The sequence below is a fragment of the Streptomyces sp. CB01201 genome (assembly GCF_002803085.1).
Classification (GTDB): Bacteria; Actinomycetota; Actinomycetes; order Streptomycetales; family Streptomycetaceae; genus Streptomyces; species Streptomyces hundungensis.
In genome coordinates, this window is record NZ_NNBJ01000011.1 from 22,272 (window position 1) to 47,991 (window position 25,720).

Annotated in this window: 26 protein-coding genes and 1 tRNA gene; 20 read left to right on the forward strand and 7 right to left on the reverse strand. The window is 72.3% G+C overall.

Annotated elements, in window-relative coordinates; all coding sequences use genetic code 11:
• Nucleotides 1-179 precede the first annotated feature (179 nt).
• The 10 genes from CG740_RS21970 (at nt 180) to CG740_RS22015 (ending at nt 11,356) form a co-directional block, all read left to right on the forward strand.
• Complete coding sequence (locus tag CG740_RS21970; RefSeq protein WP_100576941.1) at nt 180-2,207, forward strand: tetratricopeptide repeat protein; 2,028 nt, start codon at nt 180-182, stop codon at nt 2,205-2,207.
• Between the two features lie 163 nt (nt 2,208-2,370).
• Nucleotides 2,371-3,486, forward strand: coding sequence for an alanine dehydrogenase (gene ald, locus CG740_RS21975; RefSeq protein ID WP_100577390.1), 1,116 nt, complete (start codon nt 2,371-2,373; stop codon nt 3,484-3,486).
• Between the two features lie 484 nt (nt 3,487-3,970).
• Nucleotides 3,971-5,008 carry a ParA family protein gene (locus CG740_RS21980; RefSeq protein ID WP_384903682.1) on the forward strand — a complete coding sequence of 346 codons (1,038 nt, stop codon included), beginning with the start codon at nt 3,971-3,973 and terminating at the stop codon, nt 5,006-5,008.
• Nucleotides 4,993-5,538: a hypothetical protein gene (locus tag CG740_RS21985; RefSeq protein WP_100576943.1), complete on the forward strand. Its 546-nt coding sequence runs from the start codon at nt 4,993-4,995 to the stop codon at nt 5,536-5,538. Before CG740_RS21980 ends, CG740_RS21985 begins: the two co-directional genes overlap by 16 nt.
• Before the next feature lie 63 nt (nt 5,539-5,601).
• Nucleotides 5,602-6,732, forward strand: a complete 1,131-nt coding sequence (locus tag CG740_RS21990) for a segregation and condensation protein A (RefSeq protein WP_100576944.1) — start codon at nt 5,602-5,604, stop codon at nt 6,730-6,732.
• Complete coding sequence (gene scpB / locus CG740_RS21995) at nt 6,729-7,373, forward strand: SMC-Scp complex subunit ScpB (RefSeq protein WP_100576945.1); 645 nt, start codon at nt 6,729-6,731, stop codon at nt 7,371-7,373. The genes CG740_RS21990 and scpB overlap by 4 nt, the downstream gene beginning before the upstream one ends.
• The gene (locus CG740_RS22000; RefSeq protein ID WP_100576946.1) at nt 7,373-8,524 is read left to right on the forward strand and encodes a pseudouridine synthase; all 1,152 of its coding nucleotides are present in this window, start codon (nt 7,373-7,375) and stop codon (nt 8,522-8,524) included. Before scpB ends, CG740_RS22000 begins: the two co-directional genes overlap by 1 nt.
• A 295-nt stretch (nt 8,525-8,819) precedes the next feature.
• A complete protein-coding gene (locus CG740_RS22005) occupies nt 8,820-9,590 on the forward strand; it encodes an NUDIX hydrolase (RefSeq protein ID WP_100576947.1) in 771 nt (256 codons plus the stop codon).
• A complete protein-coding gene (locus CG740_RS22010; protein WP_100576948.1) occupies nt 9,587-10,600 on the forward strand; it encodes an ADP-ribosylglycohydrolase family protein in 1,014 nt (337 codons plus the stop codon). Before CG740_RS22005 ends, CG740_RS22010 begins: the two co-directional genes overlap by 4 nt.
• A gap of 3 nt (nt 10,601-10,603) precedes the next feature.
• Nucleotides 10,604-11,356 carry a nucleotidyltransferase domain-containing protein gene (locus tag CG740_RS22015; protein WP_100576949.1) on the forward strand — a complete coding sequence of 251 codons (753 nt, stop codon included), beginning with the start codon at nt 10,604-10,606 and terminating at the stop codon, nt 11,354-11,356.
• Here CG740_RS22015 and CG740_RS22020 read toward each other — a convergent pair.
• The 3 genes from CG740_RS22020 to CG740_RS22030 form a co-directional block, all read right to left on the reverse strand.
• Nucleotides 11,285-12,025 (reverse strand): nucleotidyltransferase domain-containing protein, encoded by a 741-nt coding sequence (locus CG740_RS22020; protein ID WP_100576950.1) that lies wholly within the window; start codon nt 12,023-12,025, stop codon nt 11,285-11,287. The genes CG740_RS22015 and CG740_RS22020 overlap by 72 nt on opposite strands.
• An 18-nt stretch (nt 12,026-12,043) precedes the next feature.
• Complete coding sequence (locus tag CG740_RS22025) at nt 12,044-12,532, reverse strand: Rieske (2Fe-2S) protein (protein ID WP_100576951.1); 489 nt, start codon at nt 12,530-12,532, stop codon at nt 12,044-12,046.
• 222 nt (nt 12,533-12,754) lie between these two features.
• Nucleotides 12,755-13,090 carry a DUF952 domain-containing protein gene (locus CG740_RS22030; RefSeq protein WP_100576952.1) on the reverse strand — a complete coding sequence of 112 codons (336 nt, stop codon included), beginning with the start codon at nt 13,088-13,090 and terminating at the stop codon, nt 12,755-12,757.
• Between the two features lie 66 nt (nt 13,091-13,156).
• Between CG740_RS22030 and CG740_RS22035 the strand changes: the two genes are divergently transcribed.
• The 6 genes from CG740_RS22035 (at nt 13,157) to der (ending at nt 18,228) form a co-directional block, all read left to right on the forward strand.
• Nucleotides 13,157-13,675, forward strand: a complete 519-nt coding sequence (locus CG740_RS22035) for a YidB family protein (protein ID WP_442802851.1) — start codon at nt 13,157-13,159, stop codon at nt 13,673-13,675.
• A 110-nt stretch (nt 13,676-13,785) separates the two neighbouring features.
• Nucleotides 13,786-14,148, forward strand: coding sequence for a chorismate mutase (gene aroH / locus CG740_RS22040; protein WP_100576954.1), 363 nt, complete (start codon nt 13,786-13,788; stop codon nt 14,146-14,148).
• Nucleotides 14,145-15,230, forward strand: a complete 1,086-nt coding sequence (locus tag CG740_RS22045) for a prephenate dehydrogenase (protein ID WP_100576955.1) — start codon at nt 14,145-14,147, stop codon at nt 15,228-15,230. The genes aroH and CG740_RS22045 overlap by 4 nt, the downstream gene beginning before the upstream one ends.
• 118 nt (nt 15,231-15,348) lie before the next feature.
• Nucleotides 15,349-16,056, forward strand: coding sequence for a (d)CMP kinase (gene cmk / locus CG740_RS22050; RefSeq protein WP_100576956.1), 708 nt, complete (start codon nt 15,349-15,351; stop codon nt 16,054-16,056).
• Nucleotides 16,014-16,703, forward strand: coding sequence for a lysophospholipid acyltransferase family protein (locus CG740_RS22055; RefSeq protein ID WP_100576957.1), 690 nt, complete (start codon nt 16,014-16,016; stop codon nt 16,701-16,703). The genes cmk and CG740_RS22055 overlap by 43 nt, the downstream gene beginning before the upstream one ends.
• A 70-nt stretch (nt 16,704-16,773) precedes the next feature.
• A complete protein-coding gene (der, locus tag CG740_RS22060; RefSeq protein WP_100576958.1) occupies nt 16,774-18,228 on the forward strand; it encodes a ribosome biogenesis GTPase Der in 1,455 nt (484 codons plus the stop codon).
• Nucleotides 18,229-18,355: 127 nt separating this feature from the next.
• On the opposite strand, the gene CG740_RS22065 is transcribed toward der, so the two are convergent.
• The 3 genes from CG740_RS22065 to CG740_RS39805 all read right to left on the reverse strand — a co-directional run bounded on the left by CG740_RS22065 (nt 18,356) and on the right by CG740_RS39805 (nt 19,812).
• Nucleotides 18,356-18,742, reverse strand: a complete 387-nt coding sequence (locus CG740_RS22065) for a hypothetical protein (RefSeq protein ID WP_100576959.1) — start codon at nt 18,740-18,742, stop codon at nt 18,356-18,358.
• A 128-nt stretch (nt 18,743-18,870) separates the two neighbouring features.
• Nucleotides 18,871-19,650 carry a hypothetical protein gene (locus tag CG740_RS22070; RefSeq protein ID WP_100576960.1) on the reverse strand — a complete coding sequence of 260 codons (780 nt, stop codon included), beginning with the start codon at nt 19,648-19,650 and terminating at the stop codon, nt 18,871-18,873.
• A 92-nt stretch (nt 19,651-19,742) separates the two neighbouring features.
• Nucleotides 19,743-19,812 (reverse strand) — tRNA-Ser (locus CG740_RS39805).
• A 341-nt stretch (nt 19,813-20,153) separates the two neighbouring features.
• Between CG740_RS39805 and CG740_RS22075 the strand changes: the two genes are divergently transcribed.
• The 3 genes from CG740_RS22075 to CG740_RS22085 all read left to right on the forward strand — a co-directional run bounded on the left by CG740_RS22075 (nt 20,154) and on the right by CG740_RS22085 (nt 23,221).
• Nucleotides 20,154-20,846 (forward strand): LysM peptidoglycan-binding domain-containing protein, encoded by a 693-nt coding sequence (locus CG740_RS22075; RefSeq protein ID WP_100576961.1) that lies wholly within the window; start codon nt 20,154-20,156, stop codon nt 20,844-20,846.
• A 264-nt stretch (nt 20,847-21,110) separates the two neighbouring features.
• Nucleotides 21,111-22,391, forward strand: a complete 1,281-nt coding sequence (locus tag CG740_RS22080) for a glycosyltransferase family 4 protein (protein ID WP_100576962.1) — start codon at nt 21,111-21,113, stop codon at nt 22,389-22,391.
• A complete protein-coding gene (locus tag CG740_RS22085; RefSeq protein ID WP_100576963.1) occupies nt 22,388-23,221 on the forward strand; it encodes a transferase in 834 nt (277 codons plus the stop codon). Before CG740_RS22080 ends, CG740_RS22085 begins: the two co-directional genes overlap by 4 nt.
• A gap of 94 nt (nt 23,222-23,315) precedes the next feature.
• Here CG740_RS22085 and ctaD read toward each other — a convergent pair whose 3' ends face one another.
• Nucleotides 23,316-25,043 carry an aa3-type cytochrome oxidase subunit I gene (ctaD, locus tag CG740_RS22090; protein ID WP_100576964.1) on the reverse strand — a complete coding sequence of 576 codons (1,728 nt, stop codon included), beginning with the start codon at nt 25,041-25,043 and terminating at the stop codon, nt 23,316-23,318.
• 458 nt (nt 25,044-25,501) lie between these two features.
• On the opposite strand from ctaD, the gene CG740_RS22095 reads away from it, so the two are divergent.
• Nucleotides 25,502-25,717 carry an I78 family peptidase inhibitor gene (locus tag CG740_RS22095; RefSeq protein WP_100576965.1) on the forward strand — a complete coding sequence of 72 codons (216 nt, stop codon included), beginning with the start codon at nt 25,502-25,504 and terminating at the stop codon, nt 25,715-25,717.
• The last annotated feature ends 3 nt before the right edge of the window (nt 25,718-25,720 follow it).

Consider the following 25,720-nt stretch of genomic DNA (forward strand, 5'->3'; position numbering starts at 1 on the left):
CGTTCCCCCGGTCACATCCGATCGCACCCGATCCCATCCGATCTGAAAATCCGCTGATCCGATCGGGCGACATCCCCGCCGCGCTCCGCCCAAACGGTCACGAAGCGTGAACTACGCTCGGACTGCCCGTGCGGAGACCCGCACGGTCTCCAGGTGCTCAGGCGGACGGAGCGTGGCCCGTGACGGATCAGGCGGTGGACGTGGGTGGCGCTGCCGCCGGGCAGTGTGTGGACCAATTCCTGGGCAGACAGCGGGAGTTGAAGGAGCTGCGGGCCGACATCGAGCGGGCCGGACTTGACACCCTGTCAGGAAAGAAGTCGCCCCGGGCCAGGGTCCTGCTGATCGCGGGCCGCCCCGGATCGGGACGCAGCGCACTCGCCGGCGAGCTGGCCCGCACGGTGGCCGCCGACTACCCCGACGGGGTGCTGCGCGCCGGCCTCACCGAACCCGGCGGCGCCCGGGTCCCCGTCGACCGGGTCGCCCGCGATCTGCTGGACGCCCTTGACGTCCCGGCGCCGCCGGGGGCCGGCGAGGACGAGCTGGCCCAGCTGGTCCGCGGGGCGTTCGCGGGCCGCCGGGCGGTCGTGCTGCTCGACGACGCGGCCGACGCCGAACAGGTCGGCCCGCTGCTTCCCGACACCTCCCGGTGCCTGATCGTGGCGACCGCCCGGGGCCCGCTCACCGGCATCCCCGACGTCCGCCCGTGCACCCTCGGCGGCCTGGACGTGAAGTCGGCGGTCGAACTCCTGGAGGGCTACACCGGATCGGTGCGCGTCACGGTCGATCCGCGCGCCGCCGAGACCCTCGTCGAGGTCTGCGGGGGGCAGCCCGCCGCCCTCGTCCTGGTCGGCGGCTGGCTCGCGGCCCGCCCCAAGGCCGCCGTCGCCGACGTGGCCAAGCAGTTGCGCGCCATGTGCGACGACGAGGACGAAGTCCCGGACGCCACAAGGCCGTTGGCCCGGTCCTTCCGGCTCGTGTACGAGTCCCTCTCGCAGCCGGCCGCCCGGATACTGCGACTGCTCGCGCTCGCCCCCGCCGGGATCGCCGACGCGCACACCGCCTCCGCGCTGGCCGGCTGCTCGGTCTCGGGCGCCCAGACCGCGCTCGCCGACTTCGTACGGTACGGGCTGCTGCGCCGCGATCCCCAAGTCCCCGAGCAGTACCTGGTGCCGGGCGCGCTCGCGCCGCTGCTGCGCGCGCTCTGCGAGCGGGTCGACCGGCCCGGCGAGGTGCAGCTGGCCCGCGCCCGCATGCTGGAGCGGACGGTACGGCTGCTCCAGTCCTGCCGCGCGGTCACCGAGCCCGAGGGCTCGCCCGCCCGCCGAAAGCTCGCCGGGCTGCCGCGCGCCCTGCGCTTCCCCAGCGCGGCCGTCGCGGACGCCTGGCTCAGCACCCGCCGGCCCGCACTGCTCGCCTCGGCCCGGCTCGCCGTGGCGGACGGTGAGCTCGACACGCTGGCCCGCCGCCTGGTGGCCGCCCTGGTCCGGGCGCTCGCCGCCCACCGGGGTGCCGAGGCCGCCGCCCCCGAGCTGTACGGGCTGCACCAGCTGGTCCTGGACGTCGCCGAGCGCCGCGGGCTGCACCGCGAGAAGGCCGCGGCCCTGCTCAACCTGGGCGACCTGGACGCCGGGAACGGGCGCACGGCCGAGGCGCTGGCCCGCTACCGGCTCGCCCTGGACGCGGGCCGGGCCGCGAACGACCCGTACGCGACCGGCCGCGCGATGGAATCCGTAGGCGGCGCCCACCAGGAGCTGGGGGACTGGCAGCGGGCCTCCGACTGGTACGGGCGCGCGCTGTCCCAGCGGCTGGCGCGCGGCGAGCGCGCCGACGAGGCGCGGCTGTACGGCCGCCTCGCCACCGTGCACACCTACGCGGGCCGCTACGGCGAGGCGCTGCGCTGCTGGCGCGCGGCGGTGGCCGGATACCGGCGGCTCGGTGATCTCCCGAGCCAGGCAAGGGCGTTGAGCGAGGCGGCCCGGGTCCAGGAGTACGCCGGGCGGCCCGAGGAATCGCTGCGCACCTGCCGCGAGGCCGTGGAGCTGGCCCGCACGGCCGGTGATCTGCGTCTCCAGGCCGCGCTCCAGCTCAGGCTGGCCGACACCTTGGACCGGCTCGGTGACCCGGCGGCCGCGCGATTGCACCGCGCGACGGCCGACCGGCTTCTGGAAGATGAGGCCACAGCCCCGGGGGACCTGCGAAATCCGTAGCGCTTCAGCCAAAGATTGAAGCTTTGTAAGGGTAGACAGCGAGAAAACCTTCATTAGACTGGCTCTGCCGCAACGTCCTGCGGTACCTCCCGGTGTGCCGTCGTGCTTCCGGGTATGTATGGCATTGCCCCCCTTTTTCCCTGAGCCAAGGACCGTGATCGACGTGAAGGTCGGTATCCCCCGCGAGGTCAAGAACAACGAGTTCCGGGTGGCCATCACCCCCGCCGGCGTGCACGAGCTGGTGCGCCACGGCCACCAGGTCTTCGTCGAGCAGAACGCCGGCGTCGGCTCGTCGATCACGGACGCCGAGTACGTCTCCGCCGGCGCGGAGATCCTCGGCAGCGCCGACGAGGTCTGGGCCACCGCCGACCTGCTGCTGAAGGTCAAGGAGCCGATCGCGGAGGAGTACCACCGCCTCCGCAAGGACCAGACGCTCTTCACCTACCTGCACCTCGCCGCCTCCCGCGAGTGCACGGACGCCCTCCTGGAGTCCGGCACCACCGCGATCGCGTACGAGACGGTCGAGACGGCCAACCGGCAGCTGCCGCTGCTGGCCCCGATGTCCGAGGTCGCGGGCCGGCTGGCCCCGCAGGTCGGCGCCTACCACCTGATGCGCTCGGCCGGCGGCCGCGGCGTGCTGCCCGGCGGCGTCCCCGGCACCCACGCCGGCAAGGCGGTCGTCATCGGCGGCGGCGTCTCCGGCTGGAACGCGGCGCAGATCGCCGTCGGCATGGGCTTCCACGTGACCCTGCTCGACAAGGACATCAACAAGCTCCGCGAGGCCGACAAGGTCTTCGGCACCAAGGTGCAGACGATCGTCTCCAACGCCTTCGAGCTGGAGAAGGCCGTCATCGAGGCCGACCTCGTCATCGGCGCGGTGCTCATCCCCGGAGCCAAGGCCCCGAAGCTGGTCACCAACGAGCTCGTCGCCAAGATGAAGCCCGGAAGTGTTCTTGTCGACATTGCGATCGACCAGGGCGGCTGCTTCGAGGACTCGCGTCCGACCACCCACGCCGAGCCGACCTTCATGGTCCACAACTCGGTCTTCTACTGCGTCGCCAACATGCCGGGCGCGGTGCCGAACACCTCCACCTACGCCCTCACCAACGCCACGCTGCCCTACATCGTGTCGCTGGCGAACAACGGCTGGGCCGAGGCGCTGCGCCGCGACGCCGCCCTCGCCCTGGGCCTCAACACCCATGACGGCCAGGTCGTTTACGGCCCCGTCGCCGAGGCGCACGGCCTGGAGCAGGTCGACCTGCACACGCTCATCGGCTAGTCAAAAGCCGGTTCGTCAACCCGGACCGTCAACCTCGTACATCCGGCCGGACCTTGTCGACCAAGGTCCGGCCGGATGTGTGTCGCGACACTTCCGCCCCCTGTGCCGGGCTTGCTCAACTCGCCTCGAACGTAACCCTTTAACCGTTTCGCGCACTGGTGAAACGTGTGCCTGAGTGCCTGTACGCCCTTGACAGAGCGGTGTTCGGTTGCCGACACATCGGGCCGGGTCCGGCGGATTGTGTTGCTGCGGACCGGTGACACGCCATAGAGTCGCCAACCGTCGGCATGGTGCCACGCTGACCTATCGATAAAGTTTCCTGGTCACGTCCAAGGAGGTAAGACGACTTGTGAATGAGTCGACATTTACTCCCGGAGGTGGTCAGTCAGGATTCCCTGCGGGGACGTCCGTACGGGGCCAGAGCCCTTCGGGGCCCGAGGCTGTCGGCTCCGTCGCGGTCCGCACCTTCGAAACCACCCAGCACATGACGACAGCCCCACGGATGATGGACGGCCTACACGTGAACGCCACGGCCGGCAACGAGAGCGGCCGGGACACCGCCGCTCTCGCCGACTTTGACGAGGTGCCCCAGGGGCACTTCTACGACCCCGACGCCGAGTACGAGCCCGACCCCGAGTACGCGGCCACCCTCGCCCCCGACGCCGCCCGCCAGCGCCGCGAGCGGATCGGCCCGACCGGACGGCCGCTGCCGTACTTCCCGATCCCGGGTCCGCTGACCGACCACGGTCCCGCGAAGATCATCGCGATGTGCAACCAGAAGGGCGGCGTGGGCAAGACCACGTCGACCATCAACCTGGGTGCCGCGCTCGCGGAGTACGGACGGCGCGTGCTGCTCGTCGACTTCGACCCGCAGGGAGCCCTGTCGGTCGGCCTCGGCGTGAACCCGATGGAACTCGACCTCACCGTCTACAACCTGCTCATGGAGCGGGGCATGTCGGCCGACGAGGTGCTGCTCAAGACCGCGGTCCCCAACATGGACCTGCTGCCGAGCAACATCGACCTGTCCGCCGCCGAGGTGCAGTTGGTGAGCGAGGTCGCGCGCGAGTCCACGCTCCAGCGGGCGCTCAAGCCGCTGATGCAGGACTACGACTACATCGTGATCGACTGCCAGCCCTCGCTCGGCCTGCTCACCGTGAACGCCCTGACGGCGGCCCACAAGGTGATCGTGCCGCTGGAGTGCGAGTTCTTCGCGCTGCGCGGCGTCGCGCTGCTCACCGAGACGATCGAGAAGGTGCAGGAACGCCTCAACCCGGACCTGGAGTTGGACGGCATCCTCGCCACGATGTACGACTCCCGCACGGTGCACAGCCGTGAGGTCCTGGCCCGGGTGGTCGAGGCCTTCGACGACCACGTCTACCACACGGTCATCGGCCGGACGGTGCGCTTCCCGGAGACCACGGTCGCCGGCGAGCCGATCACGACGTACGCCTCCAACTCCGTCGGCGCGGCCGCCTACCGTCAGCTCGCCAGGGAGGTGCTCGCCCGGTGTCACGCCGAGTGAGTCTGCCCGGGGCCGACGAACTGTTCCGTACGACCGGGGGGATGGCGCTCTCGCCGTCCGCCCCGCGCCGGGGGGCCAACGGCGAGGCACGGGTGCCGGCCCCGGCGGGCGAGAGCGACTCCGTCGCCGCCGAGCCCGCCGAGGCGGAGCACACCGCCGCGGACGAGGACTCCGGCTCCGGGGAGCCGCGCAGCCGGGGTGCCGCCGAGGCGGAGGCCGCCAAGGCCCGTCGGGCGCAGGCCCAGGGCTCCGGCACGGCGTCCGGTTCCGGCACCGCGCAGCAGCGGCGCCGCCAGCGGGCCGCGAACCGGCGGCCCAGCGGCCGGGAGCGGCACGACGAGAAGATCACGGTGTACGTCTCCGCCGAGGAGCTGATGGACCTGGAGCACGCGCGCCTGGTCCTGCGCGGGGAGCACGGGCTCGCGGTCGACCGCGGGCGGATCGTCCGCGAGGCGGTGGCCGTCGTCCTCGCCGACCTGGAGTCGCGGGGCGACGCGAGCATTCTCGTGCGGCGTCTTCGGGGGCGGTAGCCGCTAGCCTGCGGCGGAGCCCCCTCGGACCGCCCGCCCGCCCTTTCCTCCCCTGGACCACCCTTGCCGACGCCGACTGCTGATGAACCCCCCGTTCCCGCTGCGCGTGGGGTGCGGCGTGCGCTGGGGCGGGGTCCGGGGGGTTCCTTCCCCACCCCCGCGGCGGAGCCGCCAATGAGCACAGCGCCCCCGGACCCCCGCTCCTCAAACTCCCCCGAGGACTTCGTCCAGGGGGGACCCCCAGGGGCTGAATTTTCGCCGGCCGGGGCTGAATCGGCTTCCGCCGACGACGAGTTGGTGCTCGCCGAAGCCGAAGCCGAAGCCGAAGCCCAACCGGATGCCGAAGCCGAACCGGATGGTTCCGAAGCCGGTACCGCACCCGAACCCGAAGCCGGTGACGGGCGGTTCACCGTTCGGTTGGCCAACTTCGAAGGGCCCTTCGACCTTCTCCTCCAGCTCATCTCCAAGCACAAGATGGACGTCACCGAGGTCGCCCTCTCCAAGGTGACCGACGAGTTCATGGCGCACATCCGGGCCATGGGGCCGGACTGGGACCTGGACCAGACCACCGAGTTCCTCGTCGTCGCGGCCACCCTGCTCGACCTCAAGGCGGCCCGGCTGCTGCCCGCCGCCGAGGTGGAGGACGAGGCCGACCTCGCCCTCCTGGAGGCCCGGGACCTGCTCTTCGCGCGGCTGCTCCAGTACCGGGCGTACAAGCGGATCGCGGACATCTTCAGCGAGCGGCTCGACACCGAGGCGCGCCGGTACCCGCGCACCGTCGGCCTGGAGGGGCACCTCGCCGAGCTGCTGCCCGACGTCGTCATCAGCATCGGCGCCGAGGGCTTCGCGAAGCTGGCCGTCAAGGCCATGCAGCCCAGGGCCAAGCCGCAGGTGTACGTAGATCACATCCACGCCCCGCTCGTCTCGGTGCGGGAGCAGGCCGAGATCGTGGTGGCCCGGCTGCGGGAGGCGGGCGCGACCAGCTTCCGGGTGCTCGCCGAGGACGCCCCGGACACCCTTACCGTGGTGGCCCGGTTCCTGGCCCTCCTGGAGCTGTACCGCGAGAAGGCCGTCGTCCTGGACCAGGACGAGGCGCTGGGGGAGCTGATGGTGCGCTGGAGCGGCGGCGAGGGCGACGGGGCGCCGACGGTGACCGACGAGTTCGACCGAGTGGTGACGGAGGAGAAGGCGTGAGTGAGGGCGTGCGCGAGGGCCTGCGGGAAGAGCTGGAGCTGAAGCCGGCCCTGGAAGCCGTCCTCATGGTCGTCGACGAGCCCGCCACCGAGGAACACCTCGCCAAGGTCCTGGAGCGGCCCAGACGGGCCGTGGCGGACGCCCTGCGGGAGCTGGCGGACGAGTACACCGTCCAGGGCCGCGGCTTCGAGCTGCGGCTCGTGGCGGGCGGCTGGCGGTTCTACAGCCGGGCCGCCTACGCGGACGCCGTCGAGGGCTTCGTCCTGGACGGCCAGCACGCCCGGCTCACCCAGGCGGCCCTGGAGACCCTGGCGGTGGTCGCCTACCGCCAGCCGGTGAGCCGCTCCAGGGTTTCCGCGGTGCGCGGAGTGAACTGCGACGGGGTCATGCGGACCCTGCTCCAGCGGGGTCTGGTCGACGAGGCGGGCACGGAACCCGAAACAGGTGCGATCCTGTACAGGACGACGAACTACTTTCTGGAGCGGATGGGCCTGCGCGGCCTGGACGAGCTCCCGGAGCTTGCGCCCTTCCTCCCCGAGGCGGACGCGATCGAGGCCGAGACGCTGGAGGGTGTTCCGTCGTTCGATCCGGACGCGCCTGACGCCCCGGATACCCCCGCAGACGACAAGACGGAAATGTGATGCGAAGCAGCAGCGGCAGGAACAGCAGCGGAAACAACGGCGGGAGCCGTGGTGGCAACAGCGGCGGCCGCGGCAGCAGCAGTGGTGGCGGCCGGGGCGGTTCCGGCGGTGGCCGGGACGGCCAGCGCCAGGGCGGCGGCCCGCGCCAGAGCGGCAGCGGCAAGCCGCGCCCTCTGCGCCCCGAGGAGCGCACCTACGACGTGGGCAACGACGCCCCCCGCAGCGGCCGCGGCGCCTCCGCGCGCGGCGGCGCCAAGGGCGGCCCCAAGTCCCCGCAGGGCGGCACCCCGGTGCGCCGCGGCCCGCACGGCCAGCGCCTGGGCCAGGCCCGCCCGCGCGAGCTCGACGCCAAGATCGAGCAGCGCAACCGCGACCGGTACGCGGACAAGCCGGACGTGAAGACGCCCAAGACCTTCCCGGGCGCCGAGCAGGAGGGCGAGCGGCTGCAGAAGGTCCTCGCCCGGGCCGGCATGGGTTCGCGCCGCGCCTGCGAGGAGCTGATCGAGCAGGCCCGCGTCGAGGTCAACGGCGAGATCGTGCTCGAACAGGGCAAGCGCGTCGACCCCGAGAAGGACGAGATCAAGGTGGACGGCCTGACCGTCGCCACCCAGTCGTACCTGTTCTTCGCGCTCAACAAGCCGGCCGGCGTCGTCTCCACCATGGAGGACCCGGACGGCCGCCAGTGCCTCGGTGACTACGTCACCAACCGCGAGACCCGGCTCTTCCACGTCGGGCGGCTCGACACCGAGACCGAGGGCATCATCCTGCTCACCAACCACGGCGAGCTGGCCCACCGCCTCACCCACCCCAAGTACGGCGTGAAGAAGACCTACCTGGCCGCCATCACGGGCCCGCTGCCGCGCGAGATCGGCAAGCGGCTCAAGGAGGGCATCCAGCTGGAGGACGGCTACGCGCGGGCCGACGCCTTCCGGGTCGTCCAGCAGACCGGCAAGAACTACCTCGTCGAGATCGAGCTGCACGAGGGCCGCAAGCACATCGTGCGCCGCATGATGGCCGAGGCCGGCTTCCCGGTCGAGAAGCTGGTCCGCGTCGCCTTCGGCCCGATCGGGCTCGGCGACCAGAAGTCCGGCTGGCTGCGCCGCCTCACCAACACCGAGGTCGGCATGCTGATGCGCGAGGTCGACCTCTAGGCGTCCCGCACACCCGGCGAAGAGCCCGGTTCCCCCGTTCCGCGGGGGAGCCGGGCTCTTCGCGTGTGTGCGCCCCCCGAGGCTTCGTGCGCCCCCGCAGGCCCTGTGCGCCCGCCCGAACGGCCTTGTGCGCTCGCCCCACCGCCTTTATAGTCATGTTGACCATTAAGGGAGGTACGGCGATGAGCCTCACCGGGACCGGGGCCCTCGGCTCCGCCGGGTACGGCCCGCGGACCTGGGCCCACGGGGGTGGACCAGGTCCCGGCGCCGGCCCGGCGCGGATCGGGGGGCGGCGATGACCGTGCGCGGCCCCCGGGCCCGGGAGGGGGGAGCCCGGGGCGCCGTCCCCGAGGGGTACGACCCGCACGCCTTCGAACCGTTCGCCGTCACGGTCGACCTCGCGGTCTTCACCGTGCGCGAGGGCGTCCTGCACGCCCTGCTCATCCGGCGCGGCCAGGAGCCGTACGCGGGGGCATGGGCGCTGCCCGGTGGATTCGTGCTGCCGCGCGAGTCCACCGACCTCGCGGCCCGGCGCGAACTGGCCGAGGAGACCGGCCTGCCCGACGACCTGGTGGCCGGGCTCCACCTGGAACAGCTGCGCACCTACAGCGACCCGGACCGCGACCCCAGGATGCGGGTCGTGTCGGTGGCGTACACCGCGCTCGTGCCCGACCTGCCCGAACCGCACGGCGGCGGCGACGCGGCACACGCCGAGTGGGTCGCCTTCGGCAGCTACGGCCACCTCGCCTTCGACCACGCCGAGATCCTCGCCGACGCCCGTGAACGCATCGGCGCCAAGCTCGAATACACCTGCCTGGCCACGTCGTTCTGCCCGCCCGAGTTCACTCTCGGCGAGCTCCAGCAGGTGTACGAGACGGTCTGGGGCACCGTCCTCGACCGCCCCAACTTCCGCCGCAAGGTGCTGGCCACGCCCGGCTTCGTCGAGCAGGTGGCAGGTGCCTCACGGCTGACCGGTGGCCGGGGCAAGCCGGCCGCGCTCCACCGGGCGGGTCCGGCCACCGCGCTGCACCCGCCCCTTCTGCGCCCGGAGGGACGACAGACATGAACCGTGCTGCCCAACAGACGGCGACCGGCGCCTTGATCGGTCTCGCACTGGGGGACGCCCTCGGCTTCCCCACCGAGTTCAACGACGTGCCCGCGATCCTCGCCAAGTGCGGGCCGTGGCGCGAGATGGCGCTGCCGACCCCGGCGATCGTCACCGACGACACCCAGATGACGCTCGCGCTCGGCCGCGGCATCCGCACCGCCATGGACCGCGGGCTGCTCGGCCCCGAGCGGCTCGAAGGGCCGCTCCGCGCCGAGTTCGTCGACTGGTACCACTCGCCCGACAACAACCGGGCGCCCGGCCGCACCTGCCTGGTGGCCTGCGCCAAACTGGACGGCGGGCTGCCCTGGCGGCAGGCCAGCCAGCACCACTCCAAGGGCTGCGGCGCCAACATGCGGGTCGCGCCGATCGGCCTGGTGCCCGGCCTGAGCGAGGAACAGCGGGCGGGCGCAGCCCAGTTGCAGTCCGCGCTCACCCACGGCCACCCCACCGCGCTCGCCGCGTCCGACCTCACCGCGCGCGCCGTGTTCCTGCTCGCCCAGGGCGCCGATCCGACGGGCCTGGTCGGCCAGCTGCGTTCGTACGCCTACGAGAACCGCACCCGGTACCACGACCGCTGGCTCGGCGACCTGTGGACGCACGCGCAGGACCCGACGCCCGGCCACTTCATCGCGCGCGGCTGGGACGAATGCCTGGACGTCCTGGACCGGGTGCTCAAGGCGCTGCGCGACCCCTCGCCCGAGACCGACCCCTGCCTGGAGACCGGCGACGGCTGGATCGCCGAAGAGGCCCTCGCCACCGCCCTGTTGTGCTTCCTGCTCTTCCCCGACGAGCCGCTGACCGCCCTGCGCCGGGCCGCCTGCACCCAGGGCGACTCGGACTCCATAGCCTGCCTGGCCGGCGCCTTCGCGGGGGCCCACCTGGGCGCGGCCGCCTGGCCCAAGGAGTGGGCCGAGCGCATCGAGTACCGCAGCGAACTCCTGACCCTGGGGGCCCTCTGGGATGCTTGAGCCATGATCGACCTCAGGACCGCCGACCTCGCGCCCGTGGCAGCCGAACAGCCCGACCCGCTGCTGTTCGCCACGGTCTCGGGCGCCCACCTCTACGGCTTCCCCTCCCGGGACTCCGACGTCGACCTGCGCGGCGTCCACGTCCTGCCCACCGAGGCCCTGGTGGGCCTTCGCGAGCCGGCGGAGACGCGGTCGCGGATGTGGGTGGAGGACGGGGTCGAGATGGATCTCGTCACGCACGACCTGCGCAAGTTCGTCCGCCTGATGCTGCGCCGCAACGGGTACGTCCTGGAGCAGCTGCTCTCGCCGCTGGTCGTGCACACGACGGACGCGCACGCCGAACTCGTCGCGCTCGCCCCGTCGGTGCTGACCTCGCACCACGCCCACCACTACCGGGGGTTCGCCACCACGCAGTGGCGCCTGTTCGAGAAGACCGGTGAACTCAAGCCGCTGCTCTACGCGTTCAGGGTGCTGCTCACCGGAATCCACCTCATGCGCAGCGGGCAGGTGCGGGCCGATCTGACGGCGCTCCTCGGCGAGGTGGCCGCGCCCGGCTATCTGCCCGAGCTGATCGCCGCCAAGGCGGAGGCCGAGCACGGCGCCGCGAGCGGGCCCGGCCGGGAGCGCCTCGCCGCCGACATCGAGGCGCTGCACGCGGTCCTCGACGAGGCGCAGGCCGCCTCGCTACTGCCCGAGGCCGCCGCCGGGCACGACGCGCTGCACGACTTCGTCGTACGCGTCCGCCTTCAGGGCTGACGCCCGGCGCACCCGGTACAGGAAGTCGGCGACCCGGGCCCGGTCGGGCTCGGCCGGCAGCGGGGAGGCGTCGGCTGCCGCGTCGGACTCGGCGGCAAGGCGGGCCATCCACGACTCCACCTCCGGCCAGGAGACCTCGCCGCGCTTGACCGCGAGGAGCCGTTCGCGTTCGGCGCCGACGTCGATGGTGAGCACGCCCGTGCGCAGCAGATCGCGGCAGCTCATCAGCAGCCGCAGCAGATGCATCGCGTGCTTCCAGCGGGGCGCGCCGTGCTGTCGTACATCGGCGTCGAGCTTCTTGCGCTGGCCGAGCGCATAGCGCGCGAAGGTCTCATGGGCCCGGCGGGACAGGAACGCCCCGCGCAGGGACAGGAGTTCACGCCCGGTGTCGTCGAGGTGCTCGACCAGCGGGGAGTGCAGGCACTCCAGGATGTTCGGATTGGCGCGCAGGGCCAGTTCGCAAAAGCGCTCCAGCTCCCAGCTGAACTGCTCGTCGGCCGGGCCCTCGATGTGGGTCGGGGGCTTCTCGAAGCGCCAGAACAGCTCGGTCGGCGCGAGGTAGATCCCGCGCACATCGGTGTCGCTGCCTTCGGTCGCGAGGCCGAAGGCGCGCGAGCCCATGACACAGGAGTAGACGGTGTGCTCGGCGATCAGCTCCTCGGGTGTCATGCCGGTCAGTGTGGCCGGTCAGGGCAGCAGAATCGAATCCTTGTCGACGGTGATCTGCCGTGCGGGCAGCGGGCGAGTGGCCGGCCCCTGCGCCACCGAGGCGTCCGCGATCCGGTACTTGCTGCCGTGGCAGGGGCAGTCGATGGTGCCGTCCGCGACGGCGGAGACCGTGCAGCCCTGGTGGGTGCAGATCGCCGAGAAGCCCTTGAAGGTGCCGGCCGTGGGCTGGGTCACGACGACCTTCTGCTCCGCGAAGATCCTGCCGCCGCCGACCGGGATGTCCGAGACCTTGGCGAGGACCTGGCCGGCCTGCGCGGGCGGGCTCGACTGACCGGAGGCAGCGGGCGGGCTCGACGCGCCCGCAGTGGCGGACGCGCTGCCGCTCGGGGCGCTGGGGGTCGGCGTCGGCGTCGAACTGCCGCCGCCACCGGAGTTGGAGCAACCGGCGAGGGCCGCTGCCCCCGCCGCCGCCACGAGTACCGTCCTGCGGCTGTTGACTGCGTCCACCCTGTGCTCCTCAGGTCGTCATCACGCCGGACGCGGAACCATCACGCCGTACGCGAAGTCGTCGGGCCGGACGTCCGGACGACGCGCGGCCAGGAGCATCCTGGCGCCGAAGGACCCCGGGACGAAGCACCGACGGGTCGCATGTCCTCCGTGCCGGAGCCCGCCCGGGGCGTGTCGGGTCCGAGGGGTGTCATGTGCGGGGCGTACCGGGTCCGAGGCGTGTCAGGTCCGGGGAGCGAGGCCCAGGGCGCGCCCCTCGGTGTCCCGGCGCACTTCGAGCACCGCCGTCACGGCCGTCCGCTCGACGGGCCCGTACACATGGGGGAACAGCACGTCTGCCGTGCCCTCCCGGCGGACCTCGGCCGCCAGCGCCGACTCCTCGACGCACAGCACCACGAGGGGGCCCGGCACATCCCGGTAGCGGGCGTCGGCGACGGCCAGCGCCGAGGCCTCGTCGGCCGAGCAGTGCACGAAGCCCTCCGCGGCGAGCGAGGGCGGACGGTAGGGCTGGTCGGGCCGAGCCGACCACTCGACCAGGGGAACCACATGCAGGATCATCTCTCGGTTCTACACCGGGCCCGCCCCCAGCGCGCCGGGCAGGGGAGGTTCCCCCAGGTGGCGGAGGTGTCCCCGCTGGGTGAGATTGGCCCTGTCCTCCTGCGTACCCCCCATCCGAAAGGCACGACAATGGCGGGAAATGACCTGGGCAGCCTTCTGGGCAGCCTCCTCGGCGGCGGCAACAGCGGCGGTGGCAACAGTGGCGGCGGAGCCTCCGCCGGCGGCGCCGGGAACATCCTCGGCGCGCTGCTCGGCGCCCTCGGCGGCAGTGCCGGCAGCCAGAGCAACGGCGGCAACCCGCTCGGCGGCCTCATGGACATGCTCACCAAGTCCGGGCTCGTCGACCAGGCCAAGTCCTGGGTCGGCGACGGCGACAACCAGCCGGTGAGCGGCGCCCAGATCGCCGAGGCGCTGCCGAACGACGCGCTCCAGCAGGCCGCACAGCAGGCCGGCGTCTCCCCCGAGGAGGCCGCCGACCAGATCGCCCAGCACCTGCCGCAGGCCGTCGACAAGCTGACCCCGGGCGGACAGCTGCCGCAGGCGGGCACCTCCCTGGAGGACCTGATCAAGCAGCAGAACCTGTAACGAGCACCGCACGCGGCGGCCGTCCTCGTCCGGAGGGCGGCCGCCGCGTACGTCCGCCGTCGGCGCTGACTACGCTGAACGGGAACGAAGACCAAGGCTAGGAGCACGTCGTGGCGGTACGAGCGGTCCGTGGGGCAGTCCAGCTGGAGCGGGACGAGGCCGGACACATGGACGAGCAGGTCGGCGCGCTGCTCACCGAGATCCTGGAGCGCAACGGCCTGACGCCGGACGACCTCATCAGCATCTGGTTCACCGCCACCCCCGATCTGCACAGCGACTTCCCGGCCGCCGCCGCGCGCGCCCTCGGCATCACCGACGTACCCCTGATCTGCGCGCAGGAGCTCGACATAGCCGGCGCCATGCCCCGCGTGGTGCGGATCCTCGCGCACGTCGAGACCTATCTCGACCGCTCCGAGATCGCCCACGTCTACCTCGGCTCCGCCGCCGCCCTGCGCAAGGACATCGCCCAGTGAGAACCGCCCTCGTCATCGGTACCGGACTCATCGGCACCTCTGCCGCCCTGGCCCTCAGCGGCCGGGGCGTCACCGTTCACCTCGTCGACCACGACCCGGGCCAGGCCCGCACCGCCGCGGCCCTCGGCGCCGGCACGGACGAGGCGCCCGAGGGCCGCGTCGACCTCGCCGTCGTCGCCGTGCCGCCCGCGCACGTGGCCGCGACCCTGGCCGAGGCGATCCGCGGCGGCGTGGCCCGCGCGTACATCGACGTGGCCAGCGTCAAGGGCGGGCCGCGCCGCGAGCTGCTCGCGCTCGGCTGCGACCTGAACTCCTACATCGGCACGCACCCCATGGCGGGCAAGGAGCGCTCGGGCCCGCTCGCGGCCACCGCCGACCTCTTCGAGGGCCGGCCCTGGGTGCTCACGCCGACCCGGGACACCGACACCGAGGTGCTCAACCTGGCGCTCGAACTGGTCGCGCTGTGCCGGGCGGTGCCGGTCGTCATGGACGCCGACGCCCACGACCGGGCCGTCGCGCTCGTCTCGCACACCCCGCAGCTGGTCTCCTCCATGGTCGCCGCCCGTCTCGAAGAGGCCGACGAGACGGCGGTACGGCTGTGCGGCCAGGGCATCCGGGACGTGACGCGCATCGCCGCCTCCGACCCCCGGATGTGGGTGGAGATCCTCTCCGCCAACCCGGGGCCGGTCGCCGACGTGCTGTCCGGGATCGCCGCCGACCTCGACGAGACCGTGCGCGCCCTGCGCTCGATGGAGTCCGCCGACGAGGACAAGCGGCGCGGCGGCGCGGCCGGCATCGAGGACGTGCTGCGGCGCGGCAACGCGGGCCGGGTCCGGGTGCCCGGCAAGCACGGGGCGGCGCCCGCCACGTACGAGGTCGTCGCCGTGCTGCTCAGCGACGAGCCGGGCGGCCTCGCGCGGCTGTTCGCCGACGCGGGCCGGGCCGGGGTCAACATCGAGGACGTCCGGATCGAGCACGCCACCGGCCAGCAGGCGGGCCTGGTCCAGCTGATGGTCGAGCCGGCCTCGGCCCCGGGGCTCACCGCGGCGCTGCGGGAGCGGGGCTGGTCGATCCGGCAGTGACGGCCGATCCGGGAGTGACGCGGTCGTCCCGACCGGGCGGGACGGGGGGCTCGCACGAGCCAGTAACCTTGTGGGGGGCGGATTTGCGCCCCGAGCATCCCCGCCCCGTACCAGGAAGGTGTCCGTCACCGTGGAAACCGCCGCCCGGACCGCTCCGGCAGCAGTGATTGTCGCCATCGACGGCCCCTCCGGCACCGGCAAGTCCAGCACCTCCAAGGCCGTCGCCGCCAAGCTCGGCCTGAGCTACCTGGACACCGGCGCCCAGTACCGGGCGATCACCTGGTGGATGATCAGCAACGGGATCGACATCGACGACCCGGCGGAGATCGCCGTCGCGGCCGCCAAGCCCGTGATCGTCTCCGGCACCGACCCGTCGGCGCCGACCATCACGGTCGACGGCGAGGACGCCTCGGGCCCGATCCGCACCCAGGACGTCACCTCGAAGGTCAGCGCGGTCAGCGCGGTCCCCGAGGTACGGGCCCTGATCACCCAGCTCCAGCGCGACATCGCGGCGGCCGCCGTCCTCGGCATCGTGGTCGAGGGCCGTGACATCGGCACCACCGTGCTGCCCGACGCCGACCTGAAGGTGTTCCTCACCGCGTCCCCCGAGGCGCGGGCGGCCCGCCGCAGCGGCGAGCTGAAGGGCTCCGACGTGGCGGCCACCAGGGAAGCCCTGATCAAGCGGGACGCGGCCGACTCCGGCCGCAAGACGTCCCCGCTGGCCAAGGCGGACGACGCGGTCGAGGTGGACACCACCGAGCTCACCCTGGACCAGGTCATCGAGTGCGTGGTCACCCTGGTCGAGGAGAAGCGGGCCGCCAAGTGACAGCAGTTCCTGTCTCCGAGCGGGGCGCGGAGATCGGGCGCCGCATCGGTGTCGGCCTGATGTACGGCCTGTGGCGGCCGCGCGTGCTGGGATCCTGGCGGGTTCCGGCGGCCGGCCCGGTGATCCTCGCCGTGAACCACTCGCACAACATCGACGGACCCATGGTCATGGGCACCGCCCCGCGCGGCACCCATTTCCTGATCAAGAAGGAAGCCTTCGTCGGGCCGCTCGGCCCGTTCCTCGAAGGCATCGGCCAGCTCAAGGTGGACCGGTCGGTCGCCGACCGCACCGCGATCACCGACGCGCTCGCCGTGCTCGACGGCGGCGGTGTCCTCGGCATCTTCCCGGAGGGCACCCGGGGCGACGGCGACTTCGCCTCGCTGCGGGCGGGCCTGGCCTACTTCGCCGTACGGTCGGGGGCGCCCATCGTGCCGGTGGCGGTCCTGGGAAGCACCGAGCGCCGCGGCCGGTTGATAAAGGGGCTGCCGCCGCTGCGCAGCCGGGTCGACGTGGTGTTCGGCGACCCCTTCGAAGCGGGCGACGGCAGCGGCAGACGCACCCGCAGAGCCCTGGACGAGGCCACCGTCCGCATCCAGGACCGGCTCACCGGCCACCTGGAGACCGCCAGGCGCCTGACCGGGCGCTAGGCCAGACTTTCAGTAGTGGACCGCTCGATCGCGGTCCACCGATCACCACGATGAACGAGGTACGGACTTCATGAACGACCAGCACGAACACGGAGCGCTCGGCGACGCCGAGTACGCGGAGTTCATGGAGCTCGCCGCCGAAGAGGGCTTCGACGTCGAGGACGTCGAGGAGGCCCTCGGCGAAGCCGGCCACGGCCCGCTGCCGGCCCTCGCCGTCGTCGGCCGCCCCAATGTCGGCAAGTCGACCCTGGTGAACCGCATCATCGGCCGTCGCGAGGCCGTGGTCCAGGACAAGCCGGGCGTCACCCGCGACCGCGTCACCTACGAGGCCGAGTGGGCCGGGCGCCGCTTCAAGGTCGTCGACACCGGCGGCTGGGAGCAGGACGTCCTCGGCCTCGACGCCTCCGTCGCCGCCCAGGCCGAGTACGCCATCGAGGCCGCCGACGCCGTGGTCTTCGTCGTCGACGCCACCGTGGGCGCCACCGACACCGACGAGGCCGTCGTCCGGCTGCTGCGCCGGGCCGGCAAGCCCGTCGTGCTCGCCGCCAACAAGGTCGACGGCATGTCCGGGGAGTCCGACGCCGCCGTCCTGTGGTCGCTCGGCCTCGGCGAGCCCTACCCGATCTCCGCGCTGCACGGCCGCGGCACCGGCGACCTGCTCGACGAGATCCTCAAGGCCCTGCCCGAGGCCCCGCCGCAGCGCTTCGGCACCTCGGTGGGCGGCCCCCGCCGCATCGCCCTCATCGGCCGTCCGAACGTGGGCAAGTCCTCGCTCCTGAACCAGGTCGCCAAGGAGGACCGGGTCGTCGTCAACGCCCAGTCCGGCACCACCCGCGACCCGGTCGACGAGCTGATCGAACTCGGCGGCATCACCTGGAAGTTCGTCGACACGGCCGGCATCCGCCGCCGCGTCCACCTCCAGGAGGGCGCCGACTACTACGCCTCGCTGCGTACCGCCGCCGCCGTCGAGAAGGCGGAGGTCGCGGTCGTCCTCATCGACACCAGCGAGTCGATCTCCGTGCAGGACCAGCGCATCATCACGATGGCGGTGGACGCCGGGCGCGCGCTCGTCATCGCCTACAACAAGTGGGACACCCTCGACGAGGAGCGGCGCTACTACCTGGAGCGCGAGATCGAGACCGAGATGCAGCAGGTCGCGTGGGCGCCCCGGGTCAACGTCTCCGCGCTGACCGGCCGCCACATGGAGAAGCTGGTTCCGGCGATCGAGACCGCGCTGGCGGGCTGGGAGACCCGGGTCCCCACCGGCCGCCTCAACGCCTTCCTCGGCGAGCTGGTGGCCGGCCACCCGCACCCGATCCGCGGCGGAAAGCAGCCGCGCATCCTGTTCGGCACCCAGGCGGGCACCAAGCCGCCGCGGTTCGTCCTGTTCGCCTCCGGCTTCATCGAGGCCGGCTACCGGCGCTTCATCGAGCGCCGGCTGCGCGAGGAGTTCGGCTTCGAGGGAACCCCGATCCACATCTCGGTGCGGGTGCGCGAGAAGCGCGGACGCAACCCCAAGAAGTAACTCCCTCACGGGAGCCGGGAGCCGGGAGCCGGTGGCCGGTGGCCGGTGGCCGGTGGCCGGTGGCCGGTGGCCGGGAGAGTCTGGAGCCGGGATTCCGTAAGGGAGCAACTCCCTTGCGGAATCCGGTTCAGAGCCCCCTGCGGGGGCCGGGCGGCAGGGCCGCCGGGAGCTGGTGCTGCCCGGCGTACTGCCGCCCGTTCGCGTTCATCGCGGGGTGCACATGCCAGTTGCCGGCGTAGGTGGCCGGGAAGTGCTGGGTCTGGTGGCCCGTCTGGTACCCGGTGCGGCTGCCGTGCGTCCCCGTCCCGAACCCGCCGATGGCGCCGAAGCCGGTGAAGCCGAGGTCCTCCTCGCCGGACCGGTCACCGGGCAGGGCGCGGAAGGACCGGAGGTACTCCGAGTACAGCGCGTCGTAGATCGGCGTGGGGGAGTGGGCTCCCGAGGCCTCGCCCGAGGGGCGCATGGCGGGGATCTGGGACTGGTACGGCTGGCGCGAAGGGTCGTATGTGTGCACGTATGTGCCAACGACCCCGTACGCCCGGGGATGCGGGGTGTTCCGGCTTATCGGTAGCGCGCCGCCCGGTGCCCCACGCCCCTATCCGCGCCCGCCCCGGGCCTGCCGGGACGGGCGCGCGGGAACCGTCAGGTGCCGGCCAGCGGCATCGCCGCGGCCACCAGCCGGCCATTGGCGGCGGCCTTCTCCAGCGCGTCCCTGAGCAGGTCCTCGCGCGGCTGCTGGCCGATCATGCCGACCGGGGCCGCGAAGACCAGGACGCGCTGGGACTTGTTGGCGGCGGCGCGCCAGCCCTCCGTCACCTGGAGCGGCTGATGGGCCTGCCACCACGACACCGAGCCGCTGCCGCCGCCGGTGCCGGGCTGAAGGACGGCGTGCAGCTGACCCATGGCGAGCAGCACGGACCAGCCCGGCAGCACGGCGGGCAGCCGGCCCATGTCGGTCACCGGGGCGAAGCCCTGCTCGATGAGGAGCGGCAGGAATTCATCGGTGCTGCCGCCCGAACCGGCCCGGGCGATCGGGCCGGTCGGCTCGACGACGAGCGCCGGATGCAGATCCCCCTCGATCAGGACCAGGCCGCTGGTGATGCCGAGCACGGCCTGCTCGGGCGAACCGCCGACCGCCGCCGGGTCCTCGCCGGTGATGGAGCGTACGGCGCCCTGGAGCTGCTCCTCGGCGACCTGGACGACCTGGGAGGGGATGCAGCTGGCGTGGGCGAAGGCGAGTACGGCCGTTTCCTCGCCGACGAACAGGACGGTGCTGGTGCGCTCCTGCTCGGAGTCGCCCGGCGTGCGGCAGGAGGTGCAGTCATAGCTGCCCGGGGCGTTCTCGCCGGCGAGCAGCCGCTCGGCTTCTTCGTCGCCGATCTCGGCGCGGACGTCCTCACTGACGTCGAGCATGCGCGGCACGGGTGGCTCCTAGGAACTGAGTGGATGCGCCGGGCGGTTCCCGGCTTCTCTCGTACAAACGACAACGGGTGATCTGTGGCCGGAGTCACGCGCGACGCCGGACGGAATCGAACCGCCGCCAGCGGAGGGTGAATCCGCCCCCGGAACCGCTCACTCCCCGTCAACGCATGTGGGGGACACGGAAGTTGGGGCGGTGAGCTGACTCACAGATCACTTCGCCGACAGGTCGACAAATCATGAAATCAAGCGATTCAGTGGGTGACCGGAAAGCGCCGCTACTTCCGGTAACGGGCAACTGGCCTTGCAGGACGGGCCGTTGGTTGATGCCGGAGCCCGCAGGTCCCTAGATTCCAGCGCCGTGTGCATCGAGCACCGCCCGGGAACGCCCGCCGGCCGCACAGCCAGCACGACCTTCCGGCGGGCGGGGCAGCGCGGAACGAGGCGCCGGACGCGCCGAGGGCCGCACCGCCCAGGGGGACCCCGGGTCCTTCGAGAGGGATTTCATGTCCGTTGGTACCAGTGGTTCCAGCTCCGCACGCAGGCGTGGCACGGCAGCGCTGATCGGAGCCGCGATCGCGGCTCCGGCCGCCCTGCTCGGCGTCACCGCCGGCCCGTCCGCCGCGGCGGACGCGGGTGTGTGGGACCGCATCGCGCAGTGCGAGAGCGGCGGAAACTGGCACATCAACACCGGGAACGGCTACTACGGCGGGCTCCAGTTCGACGCCGGGACCTGGCGGGCGCACGGCGGCGGGGCGTACGCCGCCACCGCCGACCGGGCCAGCCGGGCCGAGCAGATCGCCGTGGCCACCAAGGTCAAGGACGCGCAGGGCTGGGGGGCCTGGCCGGTCTGCTCGCGCCAGGCGGGCGCGTTCGGCAGCGCCCCCGGGGCGGGAGCGCCGGCCCGCCCGAAGAAGCAGGCCGAGCAGCCCGGCCGGGCGGCGCCGAAGGCGCACAAGGCGCCGGCGCCGCAGCCGGCGGAGGCCGGGCAGCGGCGTGCGGAGGCCGGGCAGCGGTCCGGCGCTCCGCTCCGCGCCGAGCGCGTGGCCGCCGGCTCCTACACGGTCCGGGGCGGGGACACGCTGTCCGCCATCGCCGCGGCCCACGGCTCGGGATGGGAGGCGCTGTACGCGGCCAACAAGGCCGTCATCGGCGATGACCCGGATCTGATCCTGCCCGGGCAGCAGCTGCGGATCTGATGGCCGGGGCCCCGTCCGGCCGCCCGGCCGGGGCCCGTAGCCCCCGCACCGCAGCGCCGCGCGCCCCCGTTCCTCCCCGGGTGGACCCCGGGTGGTCCGATCCGCTCGTGGAGTACAGGCGATCCGCTCCTGGAGTACAGATGAAGGACACGCCAAGTACAGTCCGTATCTGTCCGAAGGATTTCGGTCCTCATCCGTCCGGATGGTCAAACGATCAAGACCACGATCGGCTGACCGATCGCACGACCAAGGGATGCCTGGCCCATGCACATCTCGTTCCTGCTGCACAACGCGTACAGCCTGGGCGGCACCATACGGTCGACCTTCAACCTCGCGGGCGAGCTCGCCCGGCGGCACGACGTCGAGATCGTCTCCGTCTTCCGCCACCACGACGAGCCCACGCTGCCCGCCCCCGAGGGCGTCCGCCTCAGGCACCTCGTCGACCTCCGCAGGAACGGCCCCGGATACGAGGGCGACCACCCCGATCACCAGCGGCCGGCCAAGGTCTTCCCGCGCGGCGACGGCCGCCACAGCCAGTACAGCCGCCTCACCGACGCCCGGATCGGCGCCCACCTCGCGGCGATCGAGGCCGACGTCGTGGTCGGCACCCGGCCCGGCCTGAACGTCCACATCGCCCGCGAGACCCGCCCCGGTGTGGTCCGCGTCGGCCAGGAGCACCTGACCCTGGCCGGGCACAGCTACCGGCTGCGCAGCGAGATAGCCCACTCCTATCCGCAGCTCGACGCGATCACCACGGTCACCCGGGCCGACGCCGACGCCTACCGGGCCCTGCGCCTGCGCGGTGTCCGCCTCGACGCGGTGCCCAACTCGGTGCCCGCACCCCGCGTGGAGCCCGCCTCCGGCGAGAGCAGGCTGGTGGTGGCGGCCGGCCGGCTCACCCCGGTCAAGCGGTACGACCTGCTGGTGCGGGCCTTCGCGCAGGTGGTCGCCGTACGGCCGGACTGGCGGCTGCGGATCCACGGCGCCGGCGACGCCTTCGGCAACGAACGCGGCGCCCTGCGCAACCTCATCGACGATCTCGGCCTCTACAACCATGTGTTCCTCATGGGTGTGGCCGGTGATCTCGACGGCGAGTGGATCAAGGGATCCCTCGCGGCCGTGACCTCCAGCCACGAGTCCTTCGGCATGACCATCGTCGAGGCCATGCGCTGCGGCCTCCCGGTCGTCTCCACCGACTGCCCCCAGGGGCCGCGCGAGATCATCGACGACGGAGTGGACGGCCGGCTCGTCGAGACCGGCAGCGTCGACGCGGTGGCCGCGGGCCTGCTCGAACTGATCCAGGACGACGCGCTGCGCCTGCGCATGGCCAAGGCCGCCCTGGACAGCTCCCGGCGCTTCGACCCGGCCGCGATCGCCGAACGGCACGAGGCGATCTTCGGCGAACTGCACGCCCGCGGCGCCGGCAGCCGCTCCGCCGGGGCGCTGCGCGACGGTCTCCACCGGGCCCGCAGCACGGCCCTCGACGGGGCCTACGCCCTGCGCCACAAGGCCGCCTCCGTGCTCCGGAAAGGGCAGACCGCATGACCACCACAGCCAAGTCGCCGAACGCCGGCAGCGCTCCCGCCGCGCCGCGCGTCGACTGCATAGCCGACTCCGCGGGCGGGCTGACCTTCGACGTCATCGCGACCGCGGACACGGACGCAACGCTCGTCCTGCGCCGCCAGGGCGCCGGCCCCGGCGCCGATGTGCGGCTGCCGCTCACTCCGGCCGCCGAGGGACTCCTGCGGGCGGTGCTGCCCAGCACGGTCGACCTCGCGGAGGGCATCTGGGACGCCGGCCTCCGCTTCGGCGAGGGCGCCGAGCAGCGCCTGGAGCCGGGCGTACGGGACCTGCGCGCGCTGGTCGACCGGGCGCCGGGGCCGGACGCCGAGCGGATCGCGGTCCGCATCCCCTATCCGGCGGCCTCCGGCGCGCTCGTGGTCCGCAGCTGGCTGCGCAGGCCGCACGCCGAGACCGGCACCATCGGCTTCGACGGGGCCTCGGTCACCGTCCAGGGCCGCCTCTACGGAGCGCAGCTCGGCCCCGAGGCGGCCGTCGAGGCACGCCTGCGGGGCGCCGGCGGCCGCGCCCACCGGGTCGGGGCGCGCGCCGACGGCGACGGCGGGGGCTTCACCTTCACGCTGCCGTACGCGCCGCTCGCCGAGGGGCTCGACGCCAAGGAGTGGCTCTGGGACCTGTGGCTGCTGCCCGGCCCGGACGGCCCCGCCGTGCGGCTCGCCCGCATCCTCGACGACGTGCCCCTGAAACAGGCGATCTTCGTGTACCCGGGGAGGAAGGCCGGCTCCGCCGTGGTGCGCCCGTACTACACCGGGGCGAACGATCTGAGCGTGCGGGCCGACGCGGCCCGGACCTGACCGCGGCCACCACCCCGCGGCCCCCCCCGGCGGCCACCACCCCGCGAGCCCCGCACTACCGGCCCGGGGAGAGCGAGCCCGGCTAGGACCCCGGCTAGGACGCCGGCAGGACCCCGGGTCCCTCGGGTCCCTCCGGTCCCGGCACGGCCGCCGGCCCGGCCGCCGGCTCCAGGTCGTCGCGGAACGGCGCGAACTCGGGGTGGTGCAGGTCGAACGCCGGGGACTCGGTGCGGATGCGCGGGATGGTCACGAAGTTGTGCCGGGGCGGGGGGCAGGAGGTCGCCCACTCCAGCGAGCGGCCGAACCCCCAGGGGTCGTCGACCTCCACCTTCCTGCCGTACTTCGCCGTCCTCCAGACGTTGTAGAAGAACGGCAGCGTGGACAGGCCGAGCAGGAAGGCACCGATCGACGAGATGGTGTTGAGCGCGGTGAAGCCGTCCGCTGCCAGATAGTCCGCGTACCGCCGCGGCATGCCCTGCGCCCCCAGCCAGTGCTGGACCAGGAACGTGGTGTGGAAGCCGATGAAGAGCGTCCAGAAGTGCATCTTGCCGAGCCGCTCGTCCAGCATCCGGCCGGTCAGTTTCGGCCACCAGAAGTAGAAGCCGCCGAACGTCGCGAAGACCACCGTGCCGAACACCACGTAGTGGAAGTGGGCCACCACGAAGTACGAGTCCGTGACGTGGAAGTCCAGCGGCGGCGAGGCCAGGATGACGCCGGTGAGGCCGCCGAACAGGAAGCTCACCAGGAATCCGATCGCCCACAGCATCGGGGTCTCGAAGCTCAGGGAGCCCCGCAGCATCGTGCCGGTCCAGTTGAAGAACTTCACTCCGGTGGGCACCGCGATCAGGAACGACATGAACGAGAAGAACGGCAGCAGCACCGCCCCGGTCGCGAACATGTGGTGCGCCCACACCACGACGGAGAGCCCGGTGATGGCCGCCGTCGCCCCGATCAGGGTCGTGTAGCCGAAGACCGGCTTGCGGGAGAAGACCGGGATGATCTCCGTGATGATGCCGAAGAACGGCAGCGCGATGATGTAGACCTCGGGATGGCCGAAGAACCAGAAGAGGTGCTGCCACAGCAGCGCGCCTCCGTACTGCGCTTCGAAGACCACCGAGCCGAACCTGCGGTCCGCCTCCAGGACCAGCAGCGCCGCCGCCAGCACCGGGAACGCGATGAGCACCAGGACCGAGGTGAACAGGACGTTCCAGGTGAAGACCGGCATCCGGAACATCGTCATGCCGGGCGCGCGCATCCCGATGATGGTGGTCACGAAGTTGACCGCCCCGAGGATGGTGCCGAAGCCGGAGAGCGCCAGGCCCATGATCCAGAGGTCGGCGCCCGCGCCGGGGGAGCGGGTCAGCGAGTTGAGCGGCGCGTAGGCGAACCAGCCGAAGCTCGCGGGACCCGTCGGCAGCAGCACCGAGCCGAGCACGATCAGACCGCCGAACAGGAACAGCCAGTACGCCAGCATGTTCAGGCGCGGGAAGGCCACGTCGGGGGAGCCGATCTGCAACGGCATGATCGCGTTGGCGAACCCGGCGAACGTGGGCGTCGCGAAGAGCAGCAGCATGATCGTGCCGTGCATCGTGAAGAGCTGGTTGTACTCCTCGTTGCTCATCAGCTGGAGCCCGGGGCGGGCCAGTTCGGCTCGCATCAGGAGCGCCATCAGACCGGCGATCAGGAAGAAGACGAACGAGGTGATCAGGTAGAGGTGCCCGATCTTCTTGTGGTCGGTGGTGGTCAGCCAGTCGACGATCACCGCACCCGGCCGGCCCTCCCGTGCGGGTTTCGCCGCCGGGGTCACCGTCTCCGTTCCCATCGCACCCCCAGAGGTGTCTGGCGTCAGGCCAGGGCACATGATGCTCGCGCTCCGGGCCGCCGCGACAGAGGGCCGGTGTCATCCGGCCGAGACCCGTGCCGGTACGGACACCGAGTCGGAAGTAGGGATCGCGTAAGGGTGTGGTGAATTGCCAACGCCCTGTCAATTTCACTCGCAGTGCTGCCGCATGGGAATTGATCCAAGGGCCGTGGGGCGAATTGAATCAATTCACCAAATGCGTTCGAGTGGCCGGAACCGTGGTGTGCGATAACTGGGCAAGGGGCCAGGAACTGCCCGTACGAGTGACGGAGTTCGAGGGGAACTCGACCCGCGATCCTGTGACAGAAGTGTGACTGGTGGGGTACCCGGGGCGGACAACCGGCGGCTTCGTCCGGGCCTCGCGGGCCGCCCGGGCCCCCCGCTTCCGTCCGTGCCGCGGCCCGCCTACGGTGGGGTGCATGGCACCCATACCGTCCCACTCCGCCCATCCCGACGACGCACCCGAGTCCTATGTCGGCCTCGATGCCGGGGACGCCGAGCGCCTTGCCAGGTCGCGCGGCTGGTCCACCGTCAGGTCGCTGCCGCCGGGCTCGATCATCACCATGGAGTATCTGGCGGGCCGGCTGAACTTCGAGGTCGACAACGGCAGCGTGCGGCGCTGCTGGCACGGCTGAGGT